This is a genomic window from Paenibacillus sp. FSL R7-269 (assembly GCF_000517865.1).
Classification (GTDB): domain Bacteria; phylum Bacillota; class Bacilli; order Paenibacillales; family Paenibacillaceae; genus Paenibacillus_AQ.
The window spans coordinates 1-21,896 of sequence record NZ_ASPS01000002.1 but is presented as its reverse complement, the minus strand read 5'-3'; the positions used below and the strand labels follow the sequence as shown (position 1 = coordinate 21,896).

The window sequence follows — 21,896 nt, the reverse complement described above, 5'->3', positions numbered from 1 at the left end:
TGAAGAGAGAATTCTCTTCGACCGGGCTCGTTTGTTTTGCGGCGTATAGACAACCAGGAGGTGCAGGGGCATGGGGGGATGGAAAGGCGGGAAGAATCCTGCAGAGCAGCCGAAGCAGCCGGAAGAGCCGGAAGAGCCAGGCAGAATTTTGATCAGAACTACGGACAGCGGGAACAACAGGGAGGACGCACCGCATGAGGAGCAGCCCCCGCATTCTGGAGCAGGCTCATCGGGCAAGACAGATCCGGGCACAGAATATCCTGAGAAAAGTCAGCCAGCCGCTTCTTCCCATCCTAAGCCTAAGGTGGCTGTCACAGCAGCCGTTGATCCGGCCGATCTTCCCCCGGAAGAGAAGCTGAATGCCCTGTACCGGATGACCACGAGTCTGGCCCAGCAGATGGAGAAGTCAAGGATCTCGGAATATACCGAGCTGCTGTATTCCCCCTTCCGGCTGATCTGGCTGAACATCCTCTCCGGAGTAGCCAGGGGGCTGGGGATTGCGCTCGGGTTTACTTTTTTTGCGGCGACGATTATTTATGTGCTTCAGGTGCTGGGTGCGCTCAACCTGCCGATTATCGGCGACTATATCGCGGATATTGTGCGGATTGTCCAGCATCAGCTGGAGCTGAAGACGTTCTGAGCGGCGCTGAACCTGAAAGAACCCCACAATGGTGGGGCCTTGCGATTAGTAGGTAGTGGAACAGGGTTCCAAGACAAGCACAGGGACAGATAATTGTAGAATGTACAACTAAATGCAGCAAAATAGCCTGCTTTAAACGGATAACTGCAATCTGTACAACTAAATTCGCCTAAAGAGGCCTCAACTTAGAATTCGAGCCTTTTTAAATGTACGGAATGCAACTAAATAGGATAGAGCGTATGAATCAGATGTTTTAGTTGTACAAAGTGCATTTAAGCCTTTCCAGCTCCCTCATCGGCTGCTGCGCTACTTCCGTTCTTTTCGAGTCGGGTCCAGCAGGTAGTCGCCTTCCTCGTCGTCCATGTAATGGCGGTAGCTGTTGCCTTTGATGATCGTCAGATGGTTGCCGGTGATGTCGGTAGCCACGAAGTTCTCCCAGGGCTCCACGAAGCCCTCGGTTTCGTCCGCTTCGATCTCCATATCATTGTAAGAGCCGATATTGCTGCCTTCAGCCATCGCAGGGGAATCCGAATTGCCCCAGCTCTCCACGATCTGCCAGGCATCCTCACCATCGAAGCCGTTCTGGTCATCCCGCTCATCCAGACTGGTGCGGCCAAACGGCGGAGTCAGCAGCTCCTCCTCGGCCGGACGGGTGAATGGAGCGCTCTGGCGGGGAGCATGCTCTTTCGTGTAGCGGGTGGAGGGAAGGGCGGCCAGGCGTTCATAAGGAATTGGTTCGCCGCTGGCGATGCAGATGCCGTAGGTTCCTTCGTCCATCGCCCGCAGGGCGGATTCAATATCGTCCAGCTCATGCTCATCGCGCTCCAGCAGGGAGATATCCATGGAACGGTTATACAGCTCTGTGGCGGCATCACCGGGATGGTTGTCGATTTCGGACAGCTCTCCAGTGTTGTCCCGCATTGCCTCCTGCAATCCGTATTGTCCGCTGCTCTTCAGCCTGTGCTCAATATCCTCCTGCTGCTGCAGGAGAGCAGTACGCAGCCCGGAGAGCTGCTTTGATGTCAGATGGCTCATTGCTGTGAGCTCCTTTCGGTAGCTAATCGCTGAAATGGGCTTAGCGCCGGCGCCAGGGAGGAAGGATGGAAGAGTACCCCGGCAGGAACCGGCGAAGCCGTTTTGTTCTAAAGATAGCTTGGCCTCCGGGGCCCTTTTTTAGCGCTGGCAAATAGTGCCCTGCCTTAACCGGTTTGCCAGGTCATGCAATAGACGGGTTCTTGAGGCCTGTGCTACAATATACAAGTCTTTATTCAGTATTCGTACCGCGTAGCCGCGGGAAAAATAAGAACGGAGTGACAACTTCTGTGGTGTACTTTCTGATTGCGCTAATTGTATTTCTGATTGACCAGGGTACCAAATATCTGATTGCCACCCGGCTGGAGCTCGCAGAGCAAATTCCGGTAATCAAGGATTTCTTCATTATTACGTCGCACCGCAATCGTGGAGCCGCCTTCGGAATTCTGGAGGGGCAGCAGTGGTTCTTCATTGTGATTACAGTAATCGTTGTATGCGGAATCGTCTGGTACCTGAACAAGGCCCGCAAGACCCGCAAGCTGCTGCCTACCGCGCTGGCGCTTGTCCTTGGCGGAGCAGTCGGCAACTTCCTGGACCGGATTCTTAACGGTGAGGTTGTGGATTTCCTCATGTTCAATTTCGGAAGCTATACGTTCCCGATCTTCAACGTGGCCGATTCCTGTATCGTGGTCGGGGTGGGTCTGATTATTCTGGACACGCTGCTGGAAGTGAAGGGTGAACAGGAAGTCACCGAGGTGAAGGAATCACAGGAAGTCAAAGAAGGGAATGAATGATTTGAACAAAGACGTCAAAGGGCTGGCGGATTCTGGCGCCCTCGAGGAAGAAAGAGACGTCACCGAATGGATCGTTGCCGAGGGCAATGCGCGGGAGCGGATTGATAAATATGTTACAGAGGCCATGGAAGACGAGATCTCGCGCTCCCAGGTTCAGCTATGGATCAGCAGCGGCCATGTAGTGGTCAACGGCTCGCCGGTCAAAGCGAACTACAAGCTGAATGAAGGCGATAAGGTAACTGTTACGGTGCCCGAGCCCGAGGTTACGGACCTGATCGCACAGGATATTCCGCTTGATGTGGCTTATGAGGACAGCGATGTGATTGTAGTGAACAAGGTGCGCGGCATGGTTGTGCATCCGGCAGTGGGACATCCCTCCGGCACCCTGGTCAATGCGCTGATGTATCATTGCAAGGACCTGTCTGGCATTAACGGCGAGATTCGTCCAGGCATTGTCCACCGGATCGACAAGGATACCTCCGGTCTGATTATGGCGGCCAAGAATGACGCCAGTCATGCTTCGCTGTCCGCCCAGCTTAAGGAGCACAGTGTGACCCGCCGCTATATCGCAGTGGTGCACGGCAATCTGTCTCATGACAAGGGAACCGTAGATGCTCCGATCGGCCGTGATCCGCATGACCGCAAGCTGTATACCGTAACCGAGAAGAACAGCAAGCGCTCCGTGACGCATTTTACCGTGCTGGAGCGGTTTGGTGACTGCACACTGCTGGAGCTTCAGCTGGAGACAGGGCGCACGCATCAGATCCGTGTTCACATGAAGTTCATCGGCCATCCGCTGGTGGGGGATCCGATCTACGGGCGCAGCAAGGGAACTACTATGAACGGACAAGCCCTGCATGCAGCGGTACTGGGTTTTGTACATCCTTCTACAGGCGAGTACAAGGAGTTCAGCGCGCCGATTCCGGCGGATATGGAAGAACTTCTATTTACGCTGCGCAGCAGATAAGTACAAATCAATAGATTATAAATCCATGGTACAGCGGCCGGATTTGCGTCATATTTAGAGCATAGATTCACAACATAGGCCCAGGAGATGAGTAGAAGATTATGAGTATTGAACACTATCAGGCTACATTCATTCAGACGAATTTTGCAGACCGCATCGGCGGCGAAGGATACGGCAAGGACACCTCCATCTACAAATTTGAGAAAATCAAACGCGCCAAAGCCTCGGCGAAGCAGGATTTTCCGAACATTGAACTGATCGACATGGGCGTCGGCGAGCCGGACGAAATGGCAGATGAAGGCATTGTGTCCAGACTTGCACTGGAAGCGGCCAAGGAAGAGAACCGCGGCTACTCCGATAACGGTATTCCTGAATTCAAGGACGCTGCGGCCGTGTATCTTAAGGAAGTTTTTCAGGTGGACGGAATTGACCCTGTAACGGAAATCGTGCATTCGATCGGCTCGAAGCCTGCGCTGGCTATGCTGCCATCCGTATTCATTAATCCGGGCGACATCACGATCATGACCATTCCGGGCTATCCGGTGCTGGGTACTCATACCAAGTATCTGGGGGGACAAGTCTACTCCGTGGAGCTTAAGAAGGAGAACAACTTCCTGCCTGACCTGAACTCCATTCCTGAGGATGTAGCCCGCAAGGCGAAGCTGCTCTACCTCAACTATCCGAACAACCCTACCGGTGCAAGTGCCACACCTGAATTCTTCACTGAAGTAGTGGCCTGGGCCAAAAAATATGATGTAGTCGTAATCCATGACGCTCCTTATGCTGCATTGACGTATGACGGCGTGAAGCCGCTGAGCTTCCTGTCCGTGCCTGGTGCCAAGGATGTCGGTGTTGAGCTGCACTCCCTGTCCAAGTCCTATAACATGACCGGCTGGAGAATCGGCTTCGTGGCCGGCAACCCGCTGATCGTGAAGGCGTTCAGTGATGTGAAGGACAACAATGATTCCGGCCAGTTCATCGCGATTCAAAAAGCTGCTGCTTACGGTCTCTCTCATCCTGAGATTACCGAAGCTATTGCCGTCAAGTACTCCCGCCGCCACAACATGCTGGTGGATGCGCTGAACAGCCTGGGCTTCAAGGCCGAGAAGCCGAAGGGCTCCTTCTTCCTCTATGTAGCCGCGCCAAAAGGCGTCAAGGGCGGACGCCGCTTCGAATCCGGCGAGGATTTCTCACAGTTCCTGATCCGTGAGAAGCTCATCTCCACCGTGCCTTGGGATGATGCCGGCGCGTTCGTGCGTTTCTCCGTGACCTTCGTCGCCAAGGGCGAGGAAGAGGAGAAGCGTGTCATCTCCGAAATCCAAAGACGTCTGAGCGATGTTGAATTTGAATTTTAAGTTTGGTTTATATGGGGCCGCTGCGGAGCAATCTGCGGCGGCTTTTTTGTGGTGCGCGTAATGATAGGGAGGGGTGGCCAAATGTAATCGGAAAACCGATCATATTGCGCCGCGAGAGCCTGTCTAACCCTTCCGGTAAGCCACCCGATGGAAAGCATTAATGTACCGAAACAGCGCTTCACCATCATCCGGCACATTCCCTGATCCACCCAGCGGCAGCATCATGGCCTGATAAGGCTCCGGTACCATTCGATATTGATGCACATAGGAGGTCAGGACGAATCCGTTCCGCTCCCAGAAATGAATACGCTCCTTGTGCGATTCCGTAGCCCCCGATTCCGCTTCGATGATGACTCCCCGGATGCCATGTTCCTGCACCGCCCAAGCTTTGATCTGCTCCAGTATCCAGGTCCCCGTACCCTCCCCGCGCAATAGCTTATCTACTGCCAGGTAATCGATAATCAGGATCTTGTCCGCAGCTTGTCCCACTACACCGGTAACACCCATCGCGACAACCACCCCCTGATGCACCCCCGCATGTAAGTAGCCAACCCCCCGGTTCAGCATACTGCGCAGAATCCCCTTAGTCTTAGCCCCGCTCGGAAAAGCCTCATGGTAGATCCGCTCCATCCGCCCCCACCACGCTTCATCCCACTCTTCTATAGTAATAAACTCCATGTTCATGATTGTATTCGCCTCCAGTTCCATTCCAGTTTTATCATAACAGAGCAGGGGCTGGAACGAAATCAGGGTAGATCGCTCGTGTAAAAAAATGGTATATTATGAGAGCTAATAATCAGACTCTTGGGCTATTGGATTTCGTACGACATTATATTTCCATTAGGAGAGAGAAGATGAACACAACACCCACACATGCTGAAACCCATAAGAAAGCTGATATTGCTGAAGACAGTGCCGGTTATATTGATGAACAATTGCTGCCTCAGCAGCTGATCGAAGGCGGGGGGCCTTTTCGGCGAGTTGATCTAACCTGCCTTCCCGGACCCGTGAAATATATAGGATACATGATTGTCTACGGTATCCCCATGTTGTTAGTAGGTTTGATTGTGGCGGTTACTTTTTTTAAATGAGCCGGCCTATTGCCGCTGATGCGGTGTCTTGTGCCATTGGTGCAATTTCTGCATTCCGCAGTTGTGTAATTCGCACGATCAGCGCAGCGCCATAGTGCCCCTTCTGCCTGCCCCTCCCCCAAGGGGGGATGGCAAGTCCTTGTCCCTTGCACCGTTTAGGTGGAAGCGGCGGAGGGGATTTTGGAACTGTAGGAGCGATAGCGTTCGCCTTTGTCTCCGGATTTAATCCGCTAAGCGGTTAATTCAAATCAATCTGGAGACAACAGCGACCGAAAGTCCAAAATCACCGCAGCCGCGCACTTCACCTAAATGAAATGTCTGTGAAGAAAATTTGACATCCCCCCGTCCATCTGTCATAATTCCCTATAGTTGAATAGCGCCTTTAATTCAGTCCCGTGAGGCTGGCAAGGTAACGTGAATCGAGGTTCGCGTAAGAAAGCAGGAATCCGTAGGAGTACGGAGGGCCTTTTTCTGCGCGCGGACACGCCATCTTTTTGAATCTGCGGATTTCACTCCTTGCCTGTTTTGGGCAAGGAGTTTTTTTGTTTCCGGGGAACTTGAACAGGCGATCAAGCAGGAGGATGGCAAAGAGGATGGTTACTGAAAAAAATGTCATTATGGACGAAACGGCGATTCGCCGGGCACTGTCACGCATTGCACATGAGATTTTGGAGAAAAACAAGGGTATCGAGAATTGCCTGCTGGTCGGCATCCGGACCCGGGGGATCTACCTGGCTCAGCGGATCGCAGAGCGGATTAAGGAAATTGAAGGTGTGGACATCCCTTACGGGGAGCTGGACATTACCCATTACCGTGATGACCGCGAAGGCGGCGGGGACAACCGGGACGCGATGGATAAGACAGTTGTGAACAGCAACCTGATCCTGCCTCCGGGCTCGAGCGGCACCCGGGACAAGAAAGTGATCCTGTTCGACGATGTACTGTACACCGGAAGAACGATCCGCGCGGCAATGGATGCGCTGATGGATTGCGGACGGCCCCGGATGATCCAGCTGGCTGTACTGGCTGACCGCGGCCACCGGGAACTGCCGATCCGCCCCGATTATATCGGCAAGAACGTACCTACCTCCAGGCATGAGCAGATTGAAGTGTCCCTGAGCGAATATGACGGCAAGGACGAAGTGTACATTATTTCAAACCGGGAGGAACGATAACAATGATGACGGCAACCAAAGTGAAGGAACGCAGTCTGCTGGGGATGAAGGAGCTGGCGGGGTCGGAGATTAACCAGCTGTTAGACAGAACAGCCTACTGGGATAATCAGAGCGAGAAGCTCACGCCGGTGCTGAGAGCACATTTTGTTGCCAATATGTTTTTCGAGAATAGTACAAGAACCCGCTTTTCCTTCGAAATGGCCGAGAAACGCCTGGGTGTACAAGTACTTAACTTCACGGCTGCGGCCTCCAGTGTAGAGAAGGGCGAGTCCATCTACGACACAGTGCGCACACTGGAGTCAATGGGCATCGATGCCGGAGTGGTCCGGCTGAAGCCAGCCGGGGTACTGCAGCAGCTAGCCGAGAAGGTAGGCGTTCCGCTGATCAATGCCGGGGACGGCAACAACGAACATCCGACGCAGGCGCTGCTGGACCTGTACACGATGCGCAAGCATTTTGGCGGATTGAAGGGCTTGAAGGTTTCGATTATTGGGGATATTATGCACAGCCGGGTCGCACGGTCCAACCTCTGGGCACTCACCAAAATGGGGGCAAGCGTGCAGTTCTGCGCCCCGGTGAATATGCAGGCTCCTGAGCTTGCGGCCTACGCTCCATACGTATCTATGGAAGAAGCGCTGAAAGCGGATGCGGTCATGATGCTGAGAGTGCAGCTGGAGCGGCATGCCTCAGGCATTATTTTATCGGCTGAGCAGTACCGGGAGCACTTCGGGCTGACCGAGGAACGGGCGTCGAGACTGGACCCGGCAACGATCATCATGCACCCTGCGCCGGTGAACCGCAATGTGGAGATCGACGATGCGGTGGTGGAGAGCAGCCAGTCCCGGATTTTCCCGCAGATGGCGAACGGAGTGCCGGTACGGATGGCTGTTATGGAGCGGGCGCTGCAATAGCGCAGCAGAACTACAACAGAAAAACCTCACATAAGAGTATTAATAAATATACACAAAGATGAATTTTTATTATATAATAACTACAGAGCTTACGGCTGCGGCCGGAAGGCACAAAGGAGAATCATAACCGTGATCATCAAAAATGCCAGTGTACTGAACGAAGAAGGCGTACTGGAGCGCAAGCATATTGTTGTGCAGGACGGAATTATCTCGAAGATTCAGGATGCCGCGGAAGCGGTAGAGGAAGCCGGAGAGACCGTTGAAGCGGAAGGTAAGCTGCTGATACCGGGACTGATCGATATGCATGTGCACCTGCGTGAGCCGGGCTTCGAGCATAAGGAAACCATTGAGACGGGTGCGCGTTCGGCGGCCAAGGGCGGATTCACTACAATAGCCTGTATGCCGAACACACGCCCGGTAACTGACAGTGCAGAGATCGTACAGCTGGTTAAGGATAAGGCGCGCGAAGCGGGACTTGTGAAGGTTCTGCCTTACGCGGCCATTACCAAGAATGAGCTGGGACGCGAGCTGACGGATTTTGCGGCACTGAAGGAAGCGGGAGCGATCGGCTTCACCGATGACGGCGTAGGCGTGCAGAGTGCGCAGATGATGAAGGATGCAATGAAGCTGGCGAAGGAACTGGATATGCCGGTGATTGCCCACTGTGAGGATAACTCGCTGGTAGAAGGAGCGCCGGTAGCTGAGGGCACTTTTGCCGACAAGCATGGCCTGAAGGGAATTCCGAATGAGTCGGAAGCCATTCATGTAGGCCGTGACATTCTGTTGTCTGAAGCAACGGGTGTTCACTATCATGTGTGCCATGTCAGCACCGAGCAATCGGTCCGGCTGATCCGCCAGGCGAAGCAAATCGGCATTAAGGTGACCGCCGAGGTATGCCCGCATCATCTGCTGCTCTCGGAGGAAGATATTCCGGGCATGGACGCCAATTGGAAAATGAACCCGCCGCTGCGCTCGCGACGCGACGTGGAAGCTTGCATCGAAGGGCTGCTGGACGGCACGCTGGATATCATCGTGACTGACCATGCCCCGCACAGCGAGGAAGAGAAAGCCAAAGGCATGCAGCTTGCACCGTTTGGCATCGTCGGCTTTGAGACGGCCTTCCCGCTGCTGTATACCGCTTTTGTGGCCACAGGCAAATGGGATCTGTCCCTGCTGGTGCAGCGGATGACCGCTGATCCGGCCCGGGTGTTCAGACTGAATACAGGCAGCCTTACAGTAGGGGCTCCTGCCGATCTGACCCTGATTGACTTGAATGAAGAGAAGGCAGTAGATCCTGCAACGTTTGCGAGCAAAGGCCGCAATACACCTTTTACCGGATGGAAGCTTAAGGGCTGGCCGGTGAAGACCTGGGTAGACGGCACAGCCGTATGGAGTGAGGCTTAACAGAAGTAAGCAGTAGCCCATGCAGCCCGGCTGCATGGCTGTGACATAAGAATCAGACTACAGAAACAAGAAGGAGTGGAAGGCATGCAGGCGAGATTGCTGCTTCAGGACGGAACACTGTTTACAGGCACCGCATTTGGCGCGGAAGGCGAGAAGACGGGCGAGGTTGTTTTTAACACAGGAATTACAGGCTATCAGGAGGTACTATCGGACCCTTCGTACTGCGGCCAAATCGTCACCATGACGTATCCGCTGATCGGGAATTACGGCATTACCCGTGATGACTTCGAGTCCGTGCGCCCTTTTGTACACGGCTTTGTTGTGCGGCGTCACGAATCCGTACCCAGCAACTGGCGTGCTGAATACAGTGTAGACGATCTGCTCAAGGAATATGATATTCCCGGCATCAGCGAGATTGATACCCGTATGCTTACCCGCATTATCCGCCACTATGGCACCATGAAGGCGATCCTCACCACTTCTAACAAGCGTGTGGAAGAACTGATGGAGATGATGGGTGATACTACTATTGAGGAGCTGCGCAATCAAGTGGCCCGTACCTCTACGACTAAAAGCTACACTAGCCCGGGCAATAAGGAGCGTATTGTGCTGGTCGATTACGGCGCGAAGACAGGCATCCTGCGCGAGCTGAACAGCCGTGGCTGTGATGTAGTGGTTGTGCCTCATGATGTTACAGCAGACGAGATCCGCCGACTGAACCCGGATGGCATTCAGCTCTCGAACGGCCCTGGGGACCCGAAGGATGTGCCTTATGCGGTACAGACAATCTCCGAGCTGCTCGGCGAATACCCGATCTTCGGCATCTGCCTGGGACACCAGCTGTTCGCACTGGCTTGCGGCGCTGATACAGAGAAGCTTAAGTTCGGCCATCGCGGCGGGAACCATCCGGTGAAGGAGCTGGAGAGCGGACGCTGCTTCATCACCTCCCAGAATCATGGCTACACCGTGAACGAGGAATCGATTGCCAGCACAGACCTGGAAGTTACCCATATCAATAACAATGACAAGACCGTTGAAGGACTGAAGCATACCCGCTACCCCGCTTTTTCGGTGCAGTATCATCCGGAAGCGGCGCCGGGACCGCATGACAGCAGTTATCTGTTCGACCGCTTCCTGCAGCTGATCGCAGATCACAAGGCGCAGCGGCCGGCCGGATCGCGCCAGGCACAGCTTGCGGCCAATGCCAGAATCACGGCACCGAAATCATCCGCACCCCAGCTTGAAGCCGTGAAAGGAGCTCTATAACATGCCTAAGAACAATAAACTCAAAAAAATTCTGGTTATCGGCTCCGGCCCGATCGTTATTGGTCAAGCTGCCGAATTCGACTATGCAGGCACACAGGCCTGTCAAGCCCTTAAAGAAGAGGGCGTCGAGGTCGTGCTGATCAACAGCAACCCGGCGACGATTATGACCGATACCAATATGGCTGACAAAGTATACATCGAGCCGATCACGCTGGAGTTCGTTACGGGTATTATCCGCCAGGAGCGCCCGGACGGGCTGCTGCCGACCCTCGGCGGACAGACCGGCCTGAACATGGCCGTAGAGCTGGCCCGTGCTGGAGTCCTGGAGCAGGAGAATGTGAAGCTGCTGGGGACCCAGCTCGAATCCATTGAGAAAGCAGAAGACCGTGATTTGTTCCGCGACCTGATGCGTGAGCTGGAACAGCCTGTGCCGGAAAGTGCGATCATTACCAGTGTGGAAGAAGCTCTTGGCTTCGCCGCAGGGATCGGCTATCCGCTGATCGTTCGTCCGGCCTACACGCTGGGCGGAACCGGCGGCGGGATCTGCGACAACGAAGAAGAGCTGCGCGAGACCGTTAAGGCAGGTATCCGTTACAGCCCGATTGGCCAATGTCTGGTCGAGAAGAGTATCGCCGGCATGAAGGAAGTCGAATATGAGGTTATGCGTGATGCGAATGACAACTGTATTGTAGTCTGCAACATGGAGAACTTTGATCCGGTTGGCGTACATACGGGCGACAGTATCGTTGTGGCGCCGAGCCAGACGCTGTCCGACCGTGAATATCAGATGCTGCGCAGTGCTTCCCTGAAGATTATCCGCGCGCTGAATATTGAAGGCGGCTGTAATGTTCAGTTCGCACTCGACCCGCAGAGCTATCAGTACTACGTCATTGAAGTGAACCCGCGTGTAAGCCGCTCGTCGGCGCTGGCCTCGAAGGCGACCGGTTATCCGATTGCCAAGATGGCGGCCAAGATTGCCCTCGGTTATACGCTGGATGAAATCGTCAACCCGGTAACCGGCCAGACGTATGCTTGCTTCGAGCCTACGCTGGACTATATCGTCAGCAAGATCCCACGCTGGCCGTTTGACAAGTTCATCTCGGCGAACCGCAAGCTGGGAACGCAGATGAAGGCGACCGGAGAGGTCATGGCGATTGGCCGGACTTTTGAAGAGTCGATTCACAAGGCGATCCGGTCGCTGGAGATCGGTGTCCACCGTTTCCGTCTGCCGGGAGCGGAGCTGCTTGAAGAGAGTGTGTTGCGCTATAGACTTGCCAAGCCGGATGATGAACGCCTGTTCCTGATCGCGGAAGCCTTCCGCCGCGGCTATGAACTGCAGGAGATTCAGGATATTACGAATGTGGACTGGTGGTTCCTCTCCAAGATCGAGGGGCTCGTGAGCTTCGAGGAGGAGATCCGTGCCGAAGAGACCTTGTCTGCTGAGACGCTGTATCAGGCCAAGCGCAAGGGCTTCACAGACCGGGCGATTGCCGAGATCCGTGCCGAAGGCCGTCCAGGCGGAGCATTCACTAAGGAGTCAGAGGTACGTGTGCTGCGTCTGCAGCAGGGTCTGGTTCCGGTATTCAAAATGGTAGATACCTGCGCCGCTGAATTTGAGGCCACAACACCATATTACTACTCGACCTATGAGACGGAGAATGAGGTCATTCATTCCGACAAGCAGAAGGTTATTGTACTCGGCTCCGGCCCGATCCGTATCGGCCAGGGGATTGAATTTGACTACTCCACAGTGCATGCGGTGTGGGCGATTCAGAAGGCCGGCTATGAAGCTGTAATTATCAATAATAATCCAGAGACCGTATCGACGGATTTCAATACCTCGGACCGTCTGTACTTTGAGCCGCTGTTCTTCGAGGATGTCATGAACGTGATTGCTCAGGAGAATCCGATCGGAGTCATCGTACAGTTCGGCGGACAGACCGCGATTAACCTGGCTGCACCGCTTGCTGCTGCAGGCGTGAACATTCTGGGGACCAGCCTGGAGAGCATCGATGAAGCCGAGAACCGCAAGAAGTTCGAAGCGCTGCTGGCCCGTCTGGATATCGCACAACCTAAAGGCAAAACCGTAATCAACATCGATGAAGCCGTCGAAACCGCGCAATCCCTCGGTTATCCGGTGCTGGTTCGTCCATCGTATGTCCTGGGCGGACGCGCCATGGAGATTGTCTACAACGACACAGAGCTGCTGAGCTACATGGTTGAAGCGGTAAAAGTGAATCCGGAGCATCCGGTGCTGATCGACCGTTACATGCTGGGCAAGGAAGTGGAAGTGGACGCCATCTGCGACGGAGAGACAGTTGTCATTCCGGGCATCATGGAGCATGTGGAACGCGCAGGGGTTCACTCCGGCGACTCTATCGCTGTCTACCCGCCGCAATATCTGGATGAAGGTCTGAAGCAGAAGATTGCCGAGATTACCATCAAGATTGCCAAGGAGCTCAAGACCATCGGTCTGGTGAACATCCAGTTCGTCATTTATCAGAATGAAGTGTATGTCATTGAGGTCAACCCGCGCTCCTCACGTACGGTTCCGTTCCTGAGTAAAGTAACAGGTATTCCGATGGCGAACCTGGCGACCAAGATCATTCTCGGCGGCAAGCTGAAGGAAGATGGGTATACTGAAGGTTTATGGCCGGAGAGCGATTATGTGTCGGTAAAAGTGCCGGTGTTCTCTTTTGCCAAGCTGCGCAGAGTAGAGCCTACGCTTGGACCGGAGATGAAATCTACCGGAGAAGTCATGGGCCGCGACAAACTGTATGCCAAGGCGCTCTACAAAGGCCTGATCGGTGCAGGAATGAAGATTCCCGCCACCGGCGCAATCATCGTAACCGTAGCCGACAAAGACAAGGCTGAAGCAGTTGAACTGATGAAGGGCTTCCATGCCATGGGCTACAAAATTATCGCCACCGGCGGTACAGCAGCGGCGCTGGAGCAGGCCGGGCTGAACGTCATGAATGTTAACAAGCTGGATGAGGGTGAGCCGACCATTCTGGATCTGATCCGCGGCGGTCAAGCGAACTTCGTCTTCAATACACTGACCAAGGGCAAAACGCCTGAGCGTGACGGATTCCGCATCCGCCGTGAAGCGGTAGAGAACGGAGTCGTATGTATGACCTCGCTCGATACGGTAACGGCGCTGCTGAGAATGCTGCAGACGATTAACTTCTCGTCCCAGCCGATGCCTGCTTTTGTCGGACAATAAGATAGAGGGTGAGGCAGCTGTAACAGGCTGCTACAGGAACGGTTTGCGTTAACGCAGACCGTTCCCCTATGCCCGGGACCTAAATATCAAAGGCGATGGATACGATATCTAAGAAAGAAGGTTGGCGAATGGAACGGACAGCAGCAGAGCAGCAGCACGTACATGAGAATGTCGGACAGATTGAGAAGTGGAATGAAATGGCCGGACGGCTGATGGTTGCCCTCGATTACCCGAACCCAGACCAGGCGCGGGCGCTGATCGAACAGCTCGAAGGCATCCCCTGTTATATGAAGGTGGGCATGCAGCTGTTCTATGCAGCGGGGCCAGACTTCATCCGGGAGCTGAAGGAACGCGGATATTCGGTATTCCTCGATGTCAAAATGCATGATATCCCCAACACCGTACGGGGCGGGGCAGAGAGCTTGACCCTGCTCGGCGTGGATATGTTCAACGTACATGCCGCTGGAGGAGCCTCCATGATGGCGGCTGCACTGGAAGGAGCGGCCCAGGCGGTCAGCCTGAAGCCACCCTTGCACATGCCGCTGATCATTGCAGTAACACAGCTTACCAGCACCAGCCAGGAAGTGATGAACCGCGAAATCGGCATAGCCGGAACAGTGACTGATGCAGTGGTGCGTTACGCCAAGCTTGCAGCGGAAGCAGGCTTGCATGGAGTGGTAGCATCCCCGCAGGAATCCGTGGTGATTGCTGAAGCGTGCGGACCCGAGTTCCGTACGGTTACTCCGGGCATCCGGCCCGCTGGTTCGACACTGGACGACCAGTCCCGGGTCATGACTCCCGGACAGGCTATCCGCCAAGGCAGCCACTACCTGGTAGTGGGCCGGCCGATTACAGCAGCGGCAGATCCGCGTGCAGCAGCACTGACTATTATTGAGGAGATGAGCCAAGCATGAGCATATTAGAGAATCGAAGTGAACAGGTCGCAAGTCATCTGCTGGAGATCGGAGCGGTAGCCCTGCGTCCGCAGGAGCCGTTCACCTGGACCTCCGGCATCAAATCGCCGATCTACTGCGACAACCGTCTGACCATGGCCTTCCCGGCCGTCCGCAACTACATTGCCGAGGCCTTCGCAGAGCTGATCAGAACCAGCTACCCGGACGCCGAGGTGATTGCCGGGACAGCAACCGCCGGTATCCCGCATGCGGCCTGGGTGGCCGATAAGCTCGGTCTCCCGATGGCTTACATCCGGGACAAGGCCAAAGGCCATGGCAAGCAGAACCAAATCGAAGGACTGATCACACCCGGCCAGAAGGTCGTCGTGATCGAGGACCTGATCTCCACCGGCGGCAGCTCCATCAAGGCTGCGCAGGCCGTACAAGAAGCAGGCGGCCTCCCGTTGGCCGTACTGGCCATCTTCAGCTACGAGCTGGACCGCGCCGAAGAAGCCTTCGCCGCTGCACAGCTTCCGCTCCAGAGCCTGTCCAATTACAGCACACTGATTAATGTGGCGTTGGCCCATGGCAAGATCGCGGAGAGCGATGTAGCGCTGCTGCAATCCTGGCGCCAGGACCCTGCCGCCTTCGGCGTGTAGAGAAGAGGACGTATAAAAGAAGCTCAGTCCCCTTTGAAGGGGATCGGGCTTCTTTTTGAGTACTTTCACATGATGGACTCCTTTTTCGGTCGGGCGCCCGTTCACTCTCGAAACACCTTTTTAGGGGATAACTGGAAAAATAGCATTTATTCAATGGCTCAGCACATTTCTGGAGACTTTAGTTGGATAAAATACACTTGTTGAAACCTGAAATGGACAATAACGCAGATACCGCCAGAACTAGATGATCTAAATCCACTTATTTCCTTTTAAGAGGAGATTTCCACCAAATTAAGTGTACAAAATCCAACTGTTTCCCCTCAACTGCTCATTATCTCCACAGCCCCTAATTAGCTGCGCACTCTCTTCCTGTTTTCAACTCATTTTTTATAATCCATCCCCCCAGTAATCTGCTCCAGGCGAGCGTTATCCTTCAACCAGCCACCTAAGCTTTCGGGCAGAAATTGCCATCCGATCCGCTGAGCAATCCTCTAATTTTCTTGCAAAACTGGGCATGATAAATAGCACCGGGACATATATTATTGTGATGAAGGAGAAGAGGGTATCATGAATTGGATCTATTTTGCCAAGTTGTTCAGGACCAGATTTCAAGCGGGCTGCCTTGCCAAAAGACTGGAGCAGGACGGCTGGATCTATGGCTATCATGATCCGAGTTTTGTGGAAATATACCGTTCGCGTAAGGGCCGTTATGGTGTGCGTTTTCTGCCTTAGACAGAAAATCCAAAATCATCCTTGACTTTATCCATGGGTATATTGTATATTATCTATTGTCGCTGTTTAAATAATTATTAACTGACGCGGGGTGGAGCAGCCCGGTAGCTCGTCGGGCTCATAACCCGAAGGCCGCAGGTTCAAATCCTGCCCCCGCAATTACCTTATTACACCGGACAGCACTCGTATAATACGGATATCCTAGTCCGGGCCCTTAGCTCAGTTGGTTAGAGCGGTCGGCTCATAACCGATTGGTCACAGGTTCGAGTCCTGTAGGGCCCACTTCACTCAAACCCTTACTTTGTAAGGGTTTTTTGCTGTTTATAGGCTCATAGGAGCGAATATGCTTGAGTGGGGAAAGGCCATATTTTTAAGCTTGCTAACGGAGACTTTATTCGACAGATTCAAGCTGCTTTTCTGCGAATTTATTGAGTTCATTTTCAATTCTGTCAACAGCCTCTTCCTGCATGATCGGTAACAGATGGGAGTACCTCTCATTGAACATCGCTGGAGTCATGTCCAGGCGTTCGGCGGCAACCCACGCGTCCTGCAGTATTCATAAAGCACAATGGGCGGTCCACTGCATCCGGTCCGGTACAACCACAGGTACGACTGCGACTCAGCGGACTTTCCTGGCTCACGCAGCACCTGCAGCGTCGTAAGCCACTGATCTGCCCCATACATCATCCAATTCGCCATGGTCTGCCGCGAGAGCGTCAGCCCGAGCCGGGAAAACTGTTGCTCCTGGCGGTAGAGAGGCTGGCTCTCCACATATTTTTGGGTCGGACTTCTGCTGGAATCAAGGTAATTTCGCTGCGGGTCTCTGTGCTCATAGGATGAGGGTCTCCGCCACAGCACGCACAAACCTGCTCGTCTTCAGGCAGTTCGTAGTGGAGAGGAAGGTTCCACGTTCCAGGCGACGGTACAGCAGCCAGATGCCATTATGTTCCAATAGAGCATTTTGAGTTTGTCGCGCTGGCGGTTACAAAATACAAACAGACAGGGCGCGAACGGATCGGGCTGAAATCGCTCCTGAACCAGGACGGCCAGGCCGTCGATGGACTTGCGTAAATCCGTGCTGCCTCCGGCTAAATACACCTTTTCCGCCAGCGTTAACATAAGGTCTCCAGCGCTTGAACCACTTGACGAAGCAGTTCAGGATAAAAACCTACCTGCACGTCAACAGACGCGGGACCGATGCGAAGCGTCAAAGAGGAAGGGGAGAATAGCGGGGATACGGTCACCGGAATAGAGGGAGGGGAGGAAGTCGGGGCTGGCTGGGATCGATTTTCCGGATGCAATATTTCAATTGATGTAAGGCAGATCTCCTTGATTTAAGATAGGCGTATGATCTAATGACAGGTGCTGGGTTTACAGGGTGGGCTGGGTTTGACGCTTACGAACAAAGCTACATAACAAAACCCCAGGAGATCATCCTGGGGTTAATTTCTAAGAATATTTACTCCTCAATACAGTGTGAACACTCATACACTGTGAATTTAATTCTTTTCTTTATTTAAGGACAAGTCAAATGATGCAGTAATATGGTTTAAGCGGGAATCAGAAGGTACCGCCGTTATCTCGACCGTTAAGCTTAGCGGATCGGGTAGAGCATCATTTCTAACTTTCTCTATGCCGGTCAGGTAATAATGCTTATCGCCTAAACTTACTAATCCCCCTCCAGATGTATTTGAATCTGTTATATCTTTCCCGTTATTATAGAATTTGCAGACTATATTATAATCCTTAATAATAGCAATTCCATTTATCTCGTAACCAACTTTAATTTCATTTTCAGTATAATTGGCATTTCGTAAGGCAAAAGTTACGCCTTCCACTATCTTCGTTTGAACCTTGATATTTGCTTCAGGCATAGATGCTTCCTCAGGGCTATTTACCCACCCGAAATAACGTACAGCCAGGAATCCTATAAAGAGCATACCTACAACCAGAACAAGCAAGCTTATTCTTTTATGTTTCATTATATCTCCTCTCAAAAGAAGATTTGAAAATACAAAAAAGATTAGAGCATACAACAAACTCGTATGTTCTAATCTTAGCATAAAAATTATAAACCAAAAGAGAAGTATGGAGGTGGATTTTCAGTTACATAAGTACTCGCTGATGAATTAGTTAATGCTCCGCCTAATGGCCAAGCTATTGCAGGTTGTAATTAATTAGTGTTTAGAAAGGTGAGGATTATGAAAAATAAATGGCTTTTTTTGTTAATCCGTGCACTGGTATTTGCAGGACTAACGTATTTTTTGATTTATATGTTTAACAACAATGATATGAGTGTTTTTGGAATATTTGCACTAATTTTTTTCTTGATTGCCGTTATGAATGAAATTCTTTATAGAAAGGCTAAGTCTTCTTTCAATAATCAGACGAAATAGTCTTTTGTTAATATTGGGTTCGCTGTTATTCTCTTAAGTAAACCTAAAATCTTATTAAGAGTTTCTTGAGTTTAATAATATTACAGAGTTAATTAGGCAAGTAGCAGAGCCGCTACATTACTTTACAAAACCTTGTAGATCTTTATTATGATAAATACAGTATGTAGATACATCATACAGACCCTTAAGAAATCATCTGGAATAGCATCGGATCGCAAAATTTATGTGTAACTGAAGGGCTTTATTTGCTAACAAATTTGTAAACGAACTGTTTATAATAAGGTTAAATACACTGAGCCGAATAACAGCGGGAATAGGGGATTTTGAACATGTTTATATGTAATTTAACCTTTCCCCAAGCTCAGTTGGTTAGAGCGGTCGGCTCATAACCGATTGGTCACAGGTTCGAGTCCTGTAGGGCCCACTTCACTTAACCCCCTTGCCTAGCAAGGGGGTTTTACTATTTATGGCTCTATACTCCATGTTAACAAATTGACCCGAAACATGCTTTTGGGGAACGAAAAGCACGGATCTTTCACTGGAAACCAAAACGATTGCTAACGTACAATGCCAAACGCTGGCCCACTGAAATCCTTTTTCACCAGTCCAAAAACAACTTGGGTTTTGACACCCATCAAGTACGTTCCGCTCAAGCGATTATCCGCTTATGGGCGCTTTTAGCCTGGACACATCTCTATTGCACGGTGGGTTTGGGTAACTTATCTGGATAAACAGGAAAGAAAGGCTGTAATGGTCTCAGCCTCAGACAGTCTTAATTACTTTCCAGCGACCATTCGGACTAGTGAGATAGTCTATTTTTTAAATAAAAACTATGATATGTTAATAAAGTTAATTATACCCTTCCGATGTAATGTTTCTTTGAGAATTTGAATGATTTGAATTATGGAGTGAGTTAAAATTTAGTTTAAATAATTTTAGGAAGCGAAAGGATGAGGAGAATGCTGGGAGAAGTAATTCGAGAAGTTAGAAGTAAATTGACATTAAAGCTTCTTTTTTTCTGGATTGCAATAACTGCCGCTCTTATTTCCTTTGCTGTTTACAGAAGCCACAACTATCAGTTAAGGGATTCTCTAGAGTATTTCTCATTTATTTTGAATGGCGCATTGCCTATTACCTTTCCAATTTTAGCTGTTTTGGTATATGTAGCTTCATTTTCGGGAGAAGTGAACCATCGTTTTTTGGTCTATACTCGTATGCGTAGGCCAATAATAGAAACTATATATATAAAACTAACAGCTAATATTATCCTAACATGTCTTTTCTTTTTTAGTCTGATTTTCATATCCTTTCTATTTGCTTATTATATTGAACCTTATTTGGGAATTGCTGATTATGACCCAGAAGGGTTTGGATTGACAAAAGATAATATAACAGTAGATACCTACACACGGTATACATTCACGCAACTTCTTGAATATGGAACTTTTACATATAGCATTTTGTACTCGCTTTGGGTAGGAATCAATGCAGCCCTATATTCAGCAATAAGTTTTTTTCTAGTATTAATTATAAAGAATCGTTTTCTAGCGCTAAGTCTACCCTTTATCGGATATATTATTGTCATATTTACGCTTATTGCATTGGATTTAGAAATTTACCGGCTAAGCTATGTTATTTTTCCTTTCGACCGTATACAAAGTCCAATATGGACTGCTTTTGTTCCATTCCTGGTTCTTGTAGTTATTCTCTTTTGTTTAATGATATATGTAAGACGCAATACTTCTAAGGTTGACAGTTTCTCATGAGATATATTAAAAGTATTTTTGATGAGTTCTTATCGTGGAAATGGTCTGTTCTATTTATTTTCATATTCATATTTGGTTGGGGTCAGCGTCAACATCTCATTAATTCCTCCATATCTATAAGATCTAGATTAAATCAGTGGGACCTATTAATCGGTATTTCCAGTGATCCAATTTTGTTGCTCTACCTAATTCTCCCTTTCATGATCCTTTTATCTTGTCTAACTATTCGGGAAACATGGAATTTAACTTATCTGGTTCGCTTGCAAAGTTGGTCGAAATGGGTTTTGTATACAGTTAAAACATTCAGTCCGGTAGTTGTAGTCACTACAATATTAGTGTTGATTACCTCATTTCTTCTAACACTGGGTTTACCGTATGAAACAAATTGGAGTTTATTTAGTTCAGCAGATATTTCTACTTTTAATCATATGAGTTCATTATCAAGACAATCTAATTTATCTCCTTACTTAGTCATTATTCTTCAACTTTGCTTGTTAACTTTTTTCTTGCTTTCTGTACATGCTTTCATTGCAACTATTTATATTTATTTTTCCAATCTACTGTATTTAGGGATTGTCAGTTTCGCTATTTTATTATACAACCTGGTGACTTTTAGGTATTTTCCAGAATTCCCAAAGCTGATAGCTTATAACTACATGACATTTCCATCAAGTTATGGGACATATCGTTCTGTTTATCCGGCATTTTTGATTATAATAGCAATTTTATTTATTAGCCTCTATGTAATACCTCTTCTAAAAAAATGGCGGTGATTAAAATGTGGATAAAAGATCGCTATCCTTATTTAGTGTATGCTTTGTTATGCTTATTCGGTATCATTAGCCCATTTCATAATCCGTGGGGAGAATCGGTGACGGTGTGGGATACGCTATATCTCCGTTTCTACGGCGTTTCACCAGAAGCTGGGTTTTCCTTATTGTCTTTTCTGTTCTATGTTGTTGTATTTATGGGTTTTGTGTATCTGTTTCAGGTGTACATTACGGAATATTTATCAGGCCGTTTCTATTATGTTGCGATCCGCTCCCGATCCCTATACCGCTTGTTCGCACGTCTAGGTATCCAAGTAGGAGTGGGGGCAGCTATGTTACTTGTTACATTACTTGTCCTGACAATAGTCGTCAGTCTAGCCTCCGGACAAACTCTTGAGCCAGAAGTTACTGTACAGTCTGATGTGAATTTTAATCAAGTACTGTATCAGTTCCTGATCAATGGCTGGTTACAAATAATGAGTGGGATCATGATTGTATTTGTCACTGCCTGGTTGTTCAAGGAGGCGTCCCACAGTCTTATAGCACAGGGTGTGCTGGTACTCGCAGCTTTGCCGATTATTAATGTCGGGAACTGGCTACCATCTGGGCTGAATAGTATGGGATATGTTAATGGACAGTGGGAGGATTTACTTCGGATTACAGGGGTGCTTGTCATATATTTGATCATCGAAGTCAGCGTAGTTTTCTATTTATTTAGGAAGAAAAATATAGCTTTTTATTAGGGCGTGTCTGAAAACTAATCATATTGAAGCTACTTCAACAGAATCATCGCGGAAGCGAGAAAGGCAAAGCTTAAAAAGT

Annotated in this window: 19 protein-coding genes, 3 tRNA genes and 2 pseudogenes; 19 read left to right on the top strand and 5 right to left on the bottom strand. The window is 50.4% G+C overall.

Annotated features, from left to right (window positions below; translation table 11 throughout):
- Nucleotides 1-304: 304 nt before the first annotated feature.
- Nucleotides 305-640, top strand: coding sequence for a DUF5665 domain-containing protein (locus tag C162_RS00455; protein ID WP_036690337.1), 336 nt, complete (start codon nucleotides 305-307; stop codon nucleotides 638-640).
- A gap of 306 nt (nucleotides 641-946) precedes the next feature.
- On the opposite strand, the gene C162_RS00450 is transcribed toward C162_RS00455, so the two are convergent.
- A complete protein-coding gene (locus C162_RS00450) occupies nucleotides 947-1,675 on the bottom strand; it encodes a TraR/DksA C4-type zinc finger protein (RefSeq protein WP_036690159.1) in 729 nt (242 codons plus the stop codon).
- Between the two features lie 287 nt (nucleotides 1,676-1,962).
- Here C162_RS00450 and lspA point away from each other — a divergent pair, with 287 nt between their 5' ends.
- The 3 genes from lspA to C162_RS00435 all read left to right on the top strand — a co-directional run bounded on the left by lspA (nucleotide 1,963) and on the right by C162_RS00435 (nucleotide 4,788).
- Nucleotides 1,963-2,466 (top strand): signal peptidase II, encoded by a 504-nt coding sequence (gene lspA, locus C162_RS00445; RefSeq protein ID WP_036690157.1) that lies wholly within the window; start codon nucleotides 1,963-1,965, stop codon nucleotides 2,464-2,466.
- The gene (locus tag C162_RS00440; RefSeq protein WP_036690155.1) at nucleotides 2,459-3,433 is read left to right on the top strand and encodes an RluA family pseudouridine synthase; all 975 of its coding nucleotides are present in this window, start codon (nucleotides 2,459-2,461) and stop codon (nucleotides 3,431-3,433) included. The genes lspA and C162_RS00440 overlap by 8 nt, the downstream gene beginning before the upstream one ends.
- Nucleotides 3,434-3,534: 101 nt before the next feature.
- Nucleotides 3,535-4,788, top strand: a complete 1,254-nt coding sequence (locus C162_RS00435; protein WP_036690154.1) for an LL-diaminopimelate aminotransferase — start codon at nucleotides 3,535-3,537, stop codon at nucleotides 4,786-4,788.
- A gap of 123 nt (nucleotides 4,789-4,911) precedes the next feature.
- On the opposite strand, the gene C162_RS00430 is transcribed toward C162_RS00435, so the two are convergent.
- Nucleotides 4,912-5,472, bottom strand: coding sequence for a GNAT family N-acetyltransferase (locus C162_RS00430; protein ID WP_051493111.1), 561 nt, complete (start codon nucleotides 5,470-5,472; stop codon nucleotides 4,912-4,914).
- 170 nt (nucleotides 5,473-5,642) lie between these two features.
- Between C162_RS00430 and C162_RS00425 the strand changes: the two genes are divergently transcribed.
- From C162_RS00425 to C162_RS00380, 11 genes are all read left to right on the top strand, one after another.
- Nucleotides 5,643-5,879, top strand: coding sequence for a hypothetical protein (locus tag C162_RS00425; protein ID WP_036690152.1), 237 nt, complete (start codon nucleotides 5,643-5,645; stop codon nucleotides 5,877-5,879).
- A 593-nt stretch (nucleotides 5,880-6,472) separates the two neighbouring features.
- Nucleotides 6,473-7,054, top strand: a complete 582-nt coding sequence (gene pyrR, locus C162_RS00420; RefSeq protein ID WP_036690150.1) for a bifunctional pyr operon transcriptional regulator/uracil phosphoribosyltransferase PyrR — start codon at nucleotides 6,473-6,475, stop codon at nucleotides 7,052-7,054.
- A gap of 2 nt (nucleotides 7,055-7,056) precedes the next feature.
- Complete coding sequence (locus C162_RS00415; RefSeq protein ID WP_036690149.1) at nucleotides 7,057-7,965, top strand: aspartate carbamoyltransferase catalytic subunit; 909 nt, start codon at nucleotides 7,057-7,059, stop codon at nucleotides 7,963-7,965.
- Between the two features lie 129 nt (nucleotides 7,966-8,094).
- Entirely contained in the window at nucleotides 8,095-9,369 is a 1,275-nt protein-coding gene (locus C162_RS00410) for a dihydroorotase (protein ID WP_442792414.1), read from the top strand.
- An 84-nt stretch (nucleotides 9,370-9,453) separates the two neighbouring features.
- On the top strand, nucleotides 9,454-10,635 hold the full coding sequence (carA, locus tag C162_RS00405; RefSeq protein ID WP_051493110.1) for a glutamine-hydrolyzing carbamoyl-phosphate synthase small subunit: 1,182 nt from the start codon (nucleotides 9,454-9,456) through the stop codon (nucleotides 10,633-10,635).
- 1 nt (nucleotide 10,636) lies between these two features.
- On the top strand, nucleotides 10,637-13,858 hold the full coding sequence (gene carB / locus C162_RS00400) for a carbamoyl-phosphate synthase large subunit (protein ID WP_036690146.1): 3,222 nt from the start codon (nucleotides 10,637-10,639) through the stop codon (nucleotides 13,856-13,858).
- Nucleotides 13,859-13,986: 128 nt separating this feature from the next.
- Complete coding sequence (gene pyrF / locus C162_RS00395; protein WP_051493109.1) at nucleotides 13,987-14,772, top strand: orotidine-5'-phosphate decarboxylase; 786 nt, start codon at nucleotides 13,987-13,989, stop codon at nucleotides 14,770-14,772.
- The gene (gene pyrE / locus C162_RS00390) at nucleotides 14,769-15,410 is read left to right on the top strand and encodes an orotate phosphoribosyltransferase (RefSeq protein WP_036690144.1); all 642 of its coding nucleotides are present in this window, start codon (nucleotides 14,769-14,771) and stop codon (nucleotides 15,408-15,410) included. The genes pyrF and pyrE overlap by 4 nt, the downstream gene beginning before the upstream one ends.
- Before the next feature lie 567 nt (nucleotides 15,411-15,977).
- On the top strand, nucleotides 15,978-16,142 hold the full coding sequence (locus C162_RS36545; RefSeq protein ID WP_167347621.1) for a hypothetical protein: 165 nt from the start codon (nucleotides 15,978-15,980) through the stop codon (nucleotides 16,140-16,142).
- An 85-nt stretch (nucleotides 16,143-16,227) separates the two neighbouring features.
- A tRNA-Met gene (locus C162_RS00385) sits at nucleotides 16,228-16,301 on the top strand.
- Between the two features lie 49 nt (nucleotides 16,302-16,350).
- Nucleotides 16,351-16,424: transfer RNA gene (locus C162_RS00380), tRNA-Ile, on the top strand.
- A gap of 258 nt (nucleotides 16,425-16,682) precedes the next feature.
- Here C162_RS00380 and C162_RS35105 read toward each other — a convergent pair.
- From C162_RS35105 to C162_RS00365, 3 genes and pseudogenes are all read right to left on the bottom strand, one after another.
- A pseudogene (locus tag C162_RS35105) lies at nucleotides 16,683-17,038 on the bottom strand (IS66 family transposase); the annotation flags it as partial.
- Nucleotides 17,019-17,261 (bottom strand): IS66 family insertion sequence element accessory protein TnpB, encoded by a 243-nt coding sequence (gene tnpB, locus C162_RS37520; RefSeq protein WP_156949512.1) that lies wholly within the window; start codon nucleotides 17,259-17,261, stop codon nucleotides 17,019-17,021. The gene tnpB and the pseudogene C162_RS35105, both read right to left, overlap by 20 nt.
- 380 nt (nucleotides 17,262-17,641) lie before the next feature.
- Nucleotides 17,642-18,124: a hypothetical protein gene (locus C162_RS00365; protein WP_036690142.1), complete on the bottom strand. Its 483-nt coding sequence runs from the start codon at nucleotides 18,122-18,124 to the stop codon at nucleotides 17,642-17,644.
- Between the two features lie 772 nt (nucleotides 18,125-18,896).
- Here C162_RS00365 and C162_RS00355 point away from each other — a divergent pair.
- From C162_RS00355 to C162_RS00345, 4 genes and pseudogenes are all read left to right on the top strand, one after another.
- Nucleotides 18,897-18,962: transfer RNA gene (locus tag C162_RS00355), tRNA-Met, on the top strand.
- Between the two features lie 102 nt (nucleotides 18,963-19,064).
- Nucleotides 19,065-19,254 (top strand): annotated as a pseudogene (locus C162_RS36775) (transposase); the annotation flags it as partial.
- 234 nt (nucleotides 19,255-19,488) lie between these two features.
- Entirely contained in the window at nucleotides 19,489-20,304 is an 816-nt protein-coding gene (locus C162_RS00350; protein WP_051493108.1) for a hypothetical protein, read from the top strand.
- A 778-nt stretch (nucleotides 20,305-21,082) separates the two neighbouring features.
- Nucleotides 21,083-21,817: a hypothetical protein gene (locus C162_RS00345; RefSeq protein WP_156949511.1), complete on the top strand. Its 735-nt coding sequence runs from the start codon at nucleotides 21,083-21,085 to the stop codon at nucleotides 21,815-21,817.
- Nucleotides 21,818-21,896: the final 79 nt, after the last annotated feature.

What these genes read in the sequence shown, in the direction of transcription:
- C162_RS00450 (WP_036690159.1), bottom strand. Translation starts at nt 1,675, where the DNA reads ATGAGCCATCTGACATCAAAGCAGCTCTCCGGGCTGCGTACTGCTCTC.
- C162_RS00440 (WP_036690155.1), top strand. Translation starts at nt 2,459, where the DNA reads ATGAATGATTTGAACAAAGACGTCAAAGGGCTGGCGGATTCTGGCGCC.
- C162_RS00435 (WP_036690154.1), top strand. Translation starts at nt 3,535, where the DNA reads ATGAGTATTGAACACTATCAGGCTACATTCATTCAGACGAATTTTGCA.
- C162_RS00430 (WP_051493111.1), bottom strand. Translation starts at nt 5,472, where the DNA reads ATGAACATGGAGTTTATTACTATAGAAGAGTGGGATGAAGCGTGGTGG.
- C162_RS00425 (WP_036690152.1), top strand. Translation starts at nt 5,643, where the DNA reads ATGAACACAACACCCACACATGCTGAAACCCATAAGAAAGCTGATATT.
- pyrR (WP_036690150.1), top strand. Translation starts at nt 6,473, where the DNA reads ATGGTTACTGAAAAAAATGTCATTATGGACGAAACGGCGATTCGCCGG.
- C162_RS00415 (WP_036690149.1), top strand. Translation starts at nt 7,057, where the DNA reads ATGATGACGGCAACCAAAGTGAAGGAACGCAGTCTGCTGGGGATGAAG.
- carA (WP_051493110.1), top strand. Translation starts at nt 9,454, where the DNA reads ATGCAGGCGAGATTGCTGCTTCAGGACGGAACACTGTTTACAGGCACC.
- carB (WP_036690146.1), top strand. Translation starts at nt 10,637, where the DNA reads ATGCCTAAGAACAATAAACTCAAAAAAATTCTGGTTATCGGCTCCGGC.
- pyrF (WP_051493109.1), top strand. Translation starts at nt 13,987, where the DNA reads ATGGAACGGACAGCAGCAGAGCAGCAGCACGTACATGAGAATGTCGGA.
- pyrE (WP_036690144.1), top strand. Translation starts at nt 14,769, where the DNA reads ATGAGCATATTAGAGAATCGAAGTGAACAGGTCGCAAGTCATCTGCTG.
- C162_RS36545 (WP_167347621.1), top strand. Translation starts at nt 15,978, where the DNA reads ATGAATTGGATCTATTTTGCCAAGTTGTTCAGGACCAGATTTCAAGCG.
- tnpB (WP_156949512.1), bottom strand. Translation starts at nt 17,261, where the DNA reads ATGTTAACGCTGGCGGAAAAGGTGTATTTAGCCGGAGGCAGCACGGAT.
- C162_RS00365 (WP_036690142.1), bottom strand. Translation starts at nt 18,124, where the DNA reads ATGAAACATAAAAGAATAAGCTTGCTTGTTCTGGTTGTAGGTATGCTC.
- C162_RS00350 (WP_051493108.1), top strand. Translation starts at nt 19,489, where the DNA reads ATGAGGAGAATGCTGGGAGAAGTAATTCGAGAAGTTAGAAGTAAATTG.
- C162_RS00345 (WP_156949511.1), top strand. Translation starts at nt 21,083, where the DNA reads ATGTGGATAAAAGATCGCTATCCTTATTTAGTGTATGCTTTGTTATGC.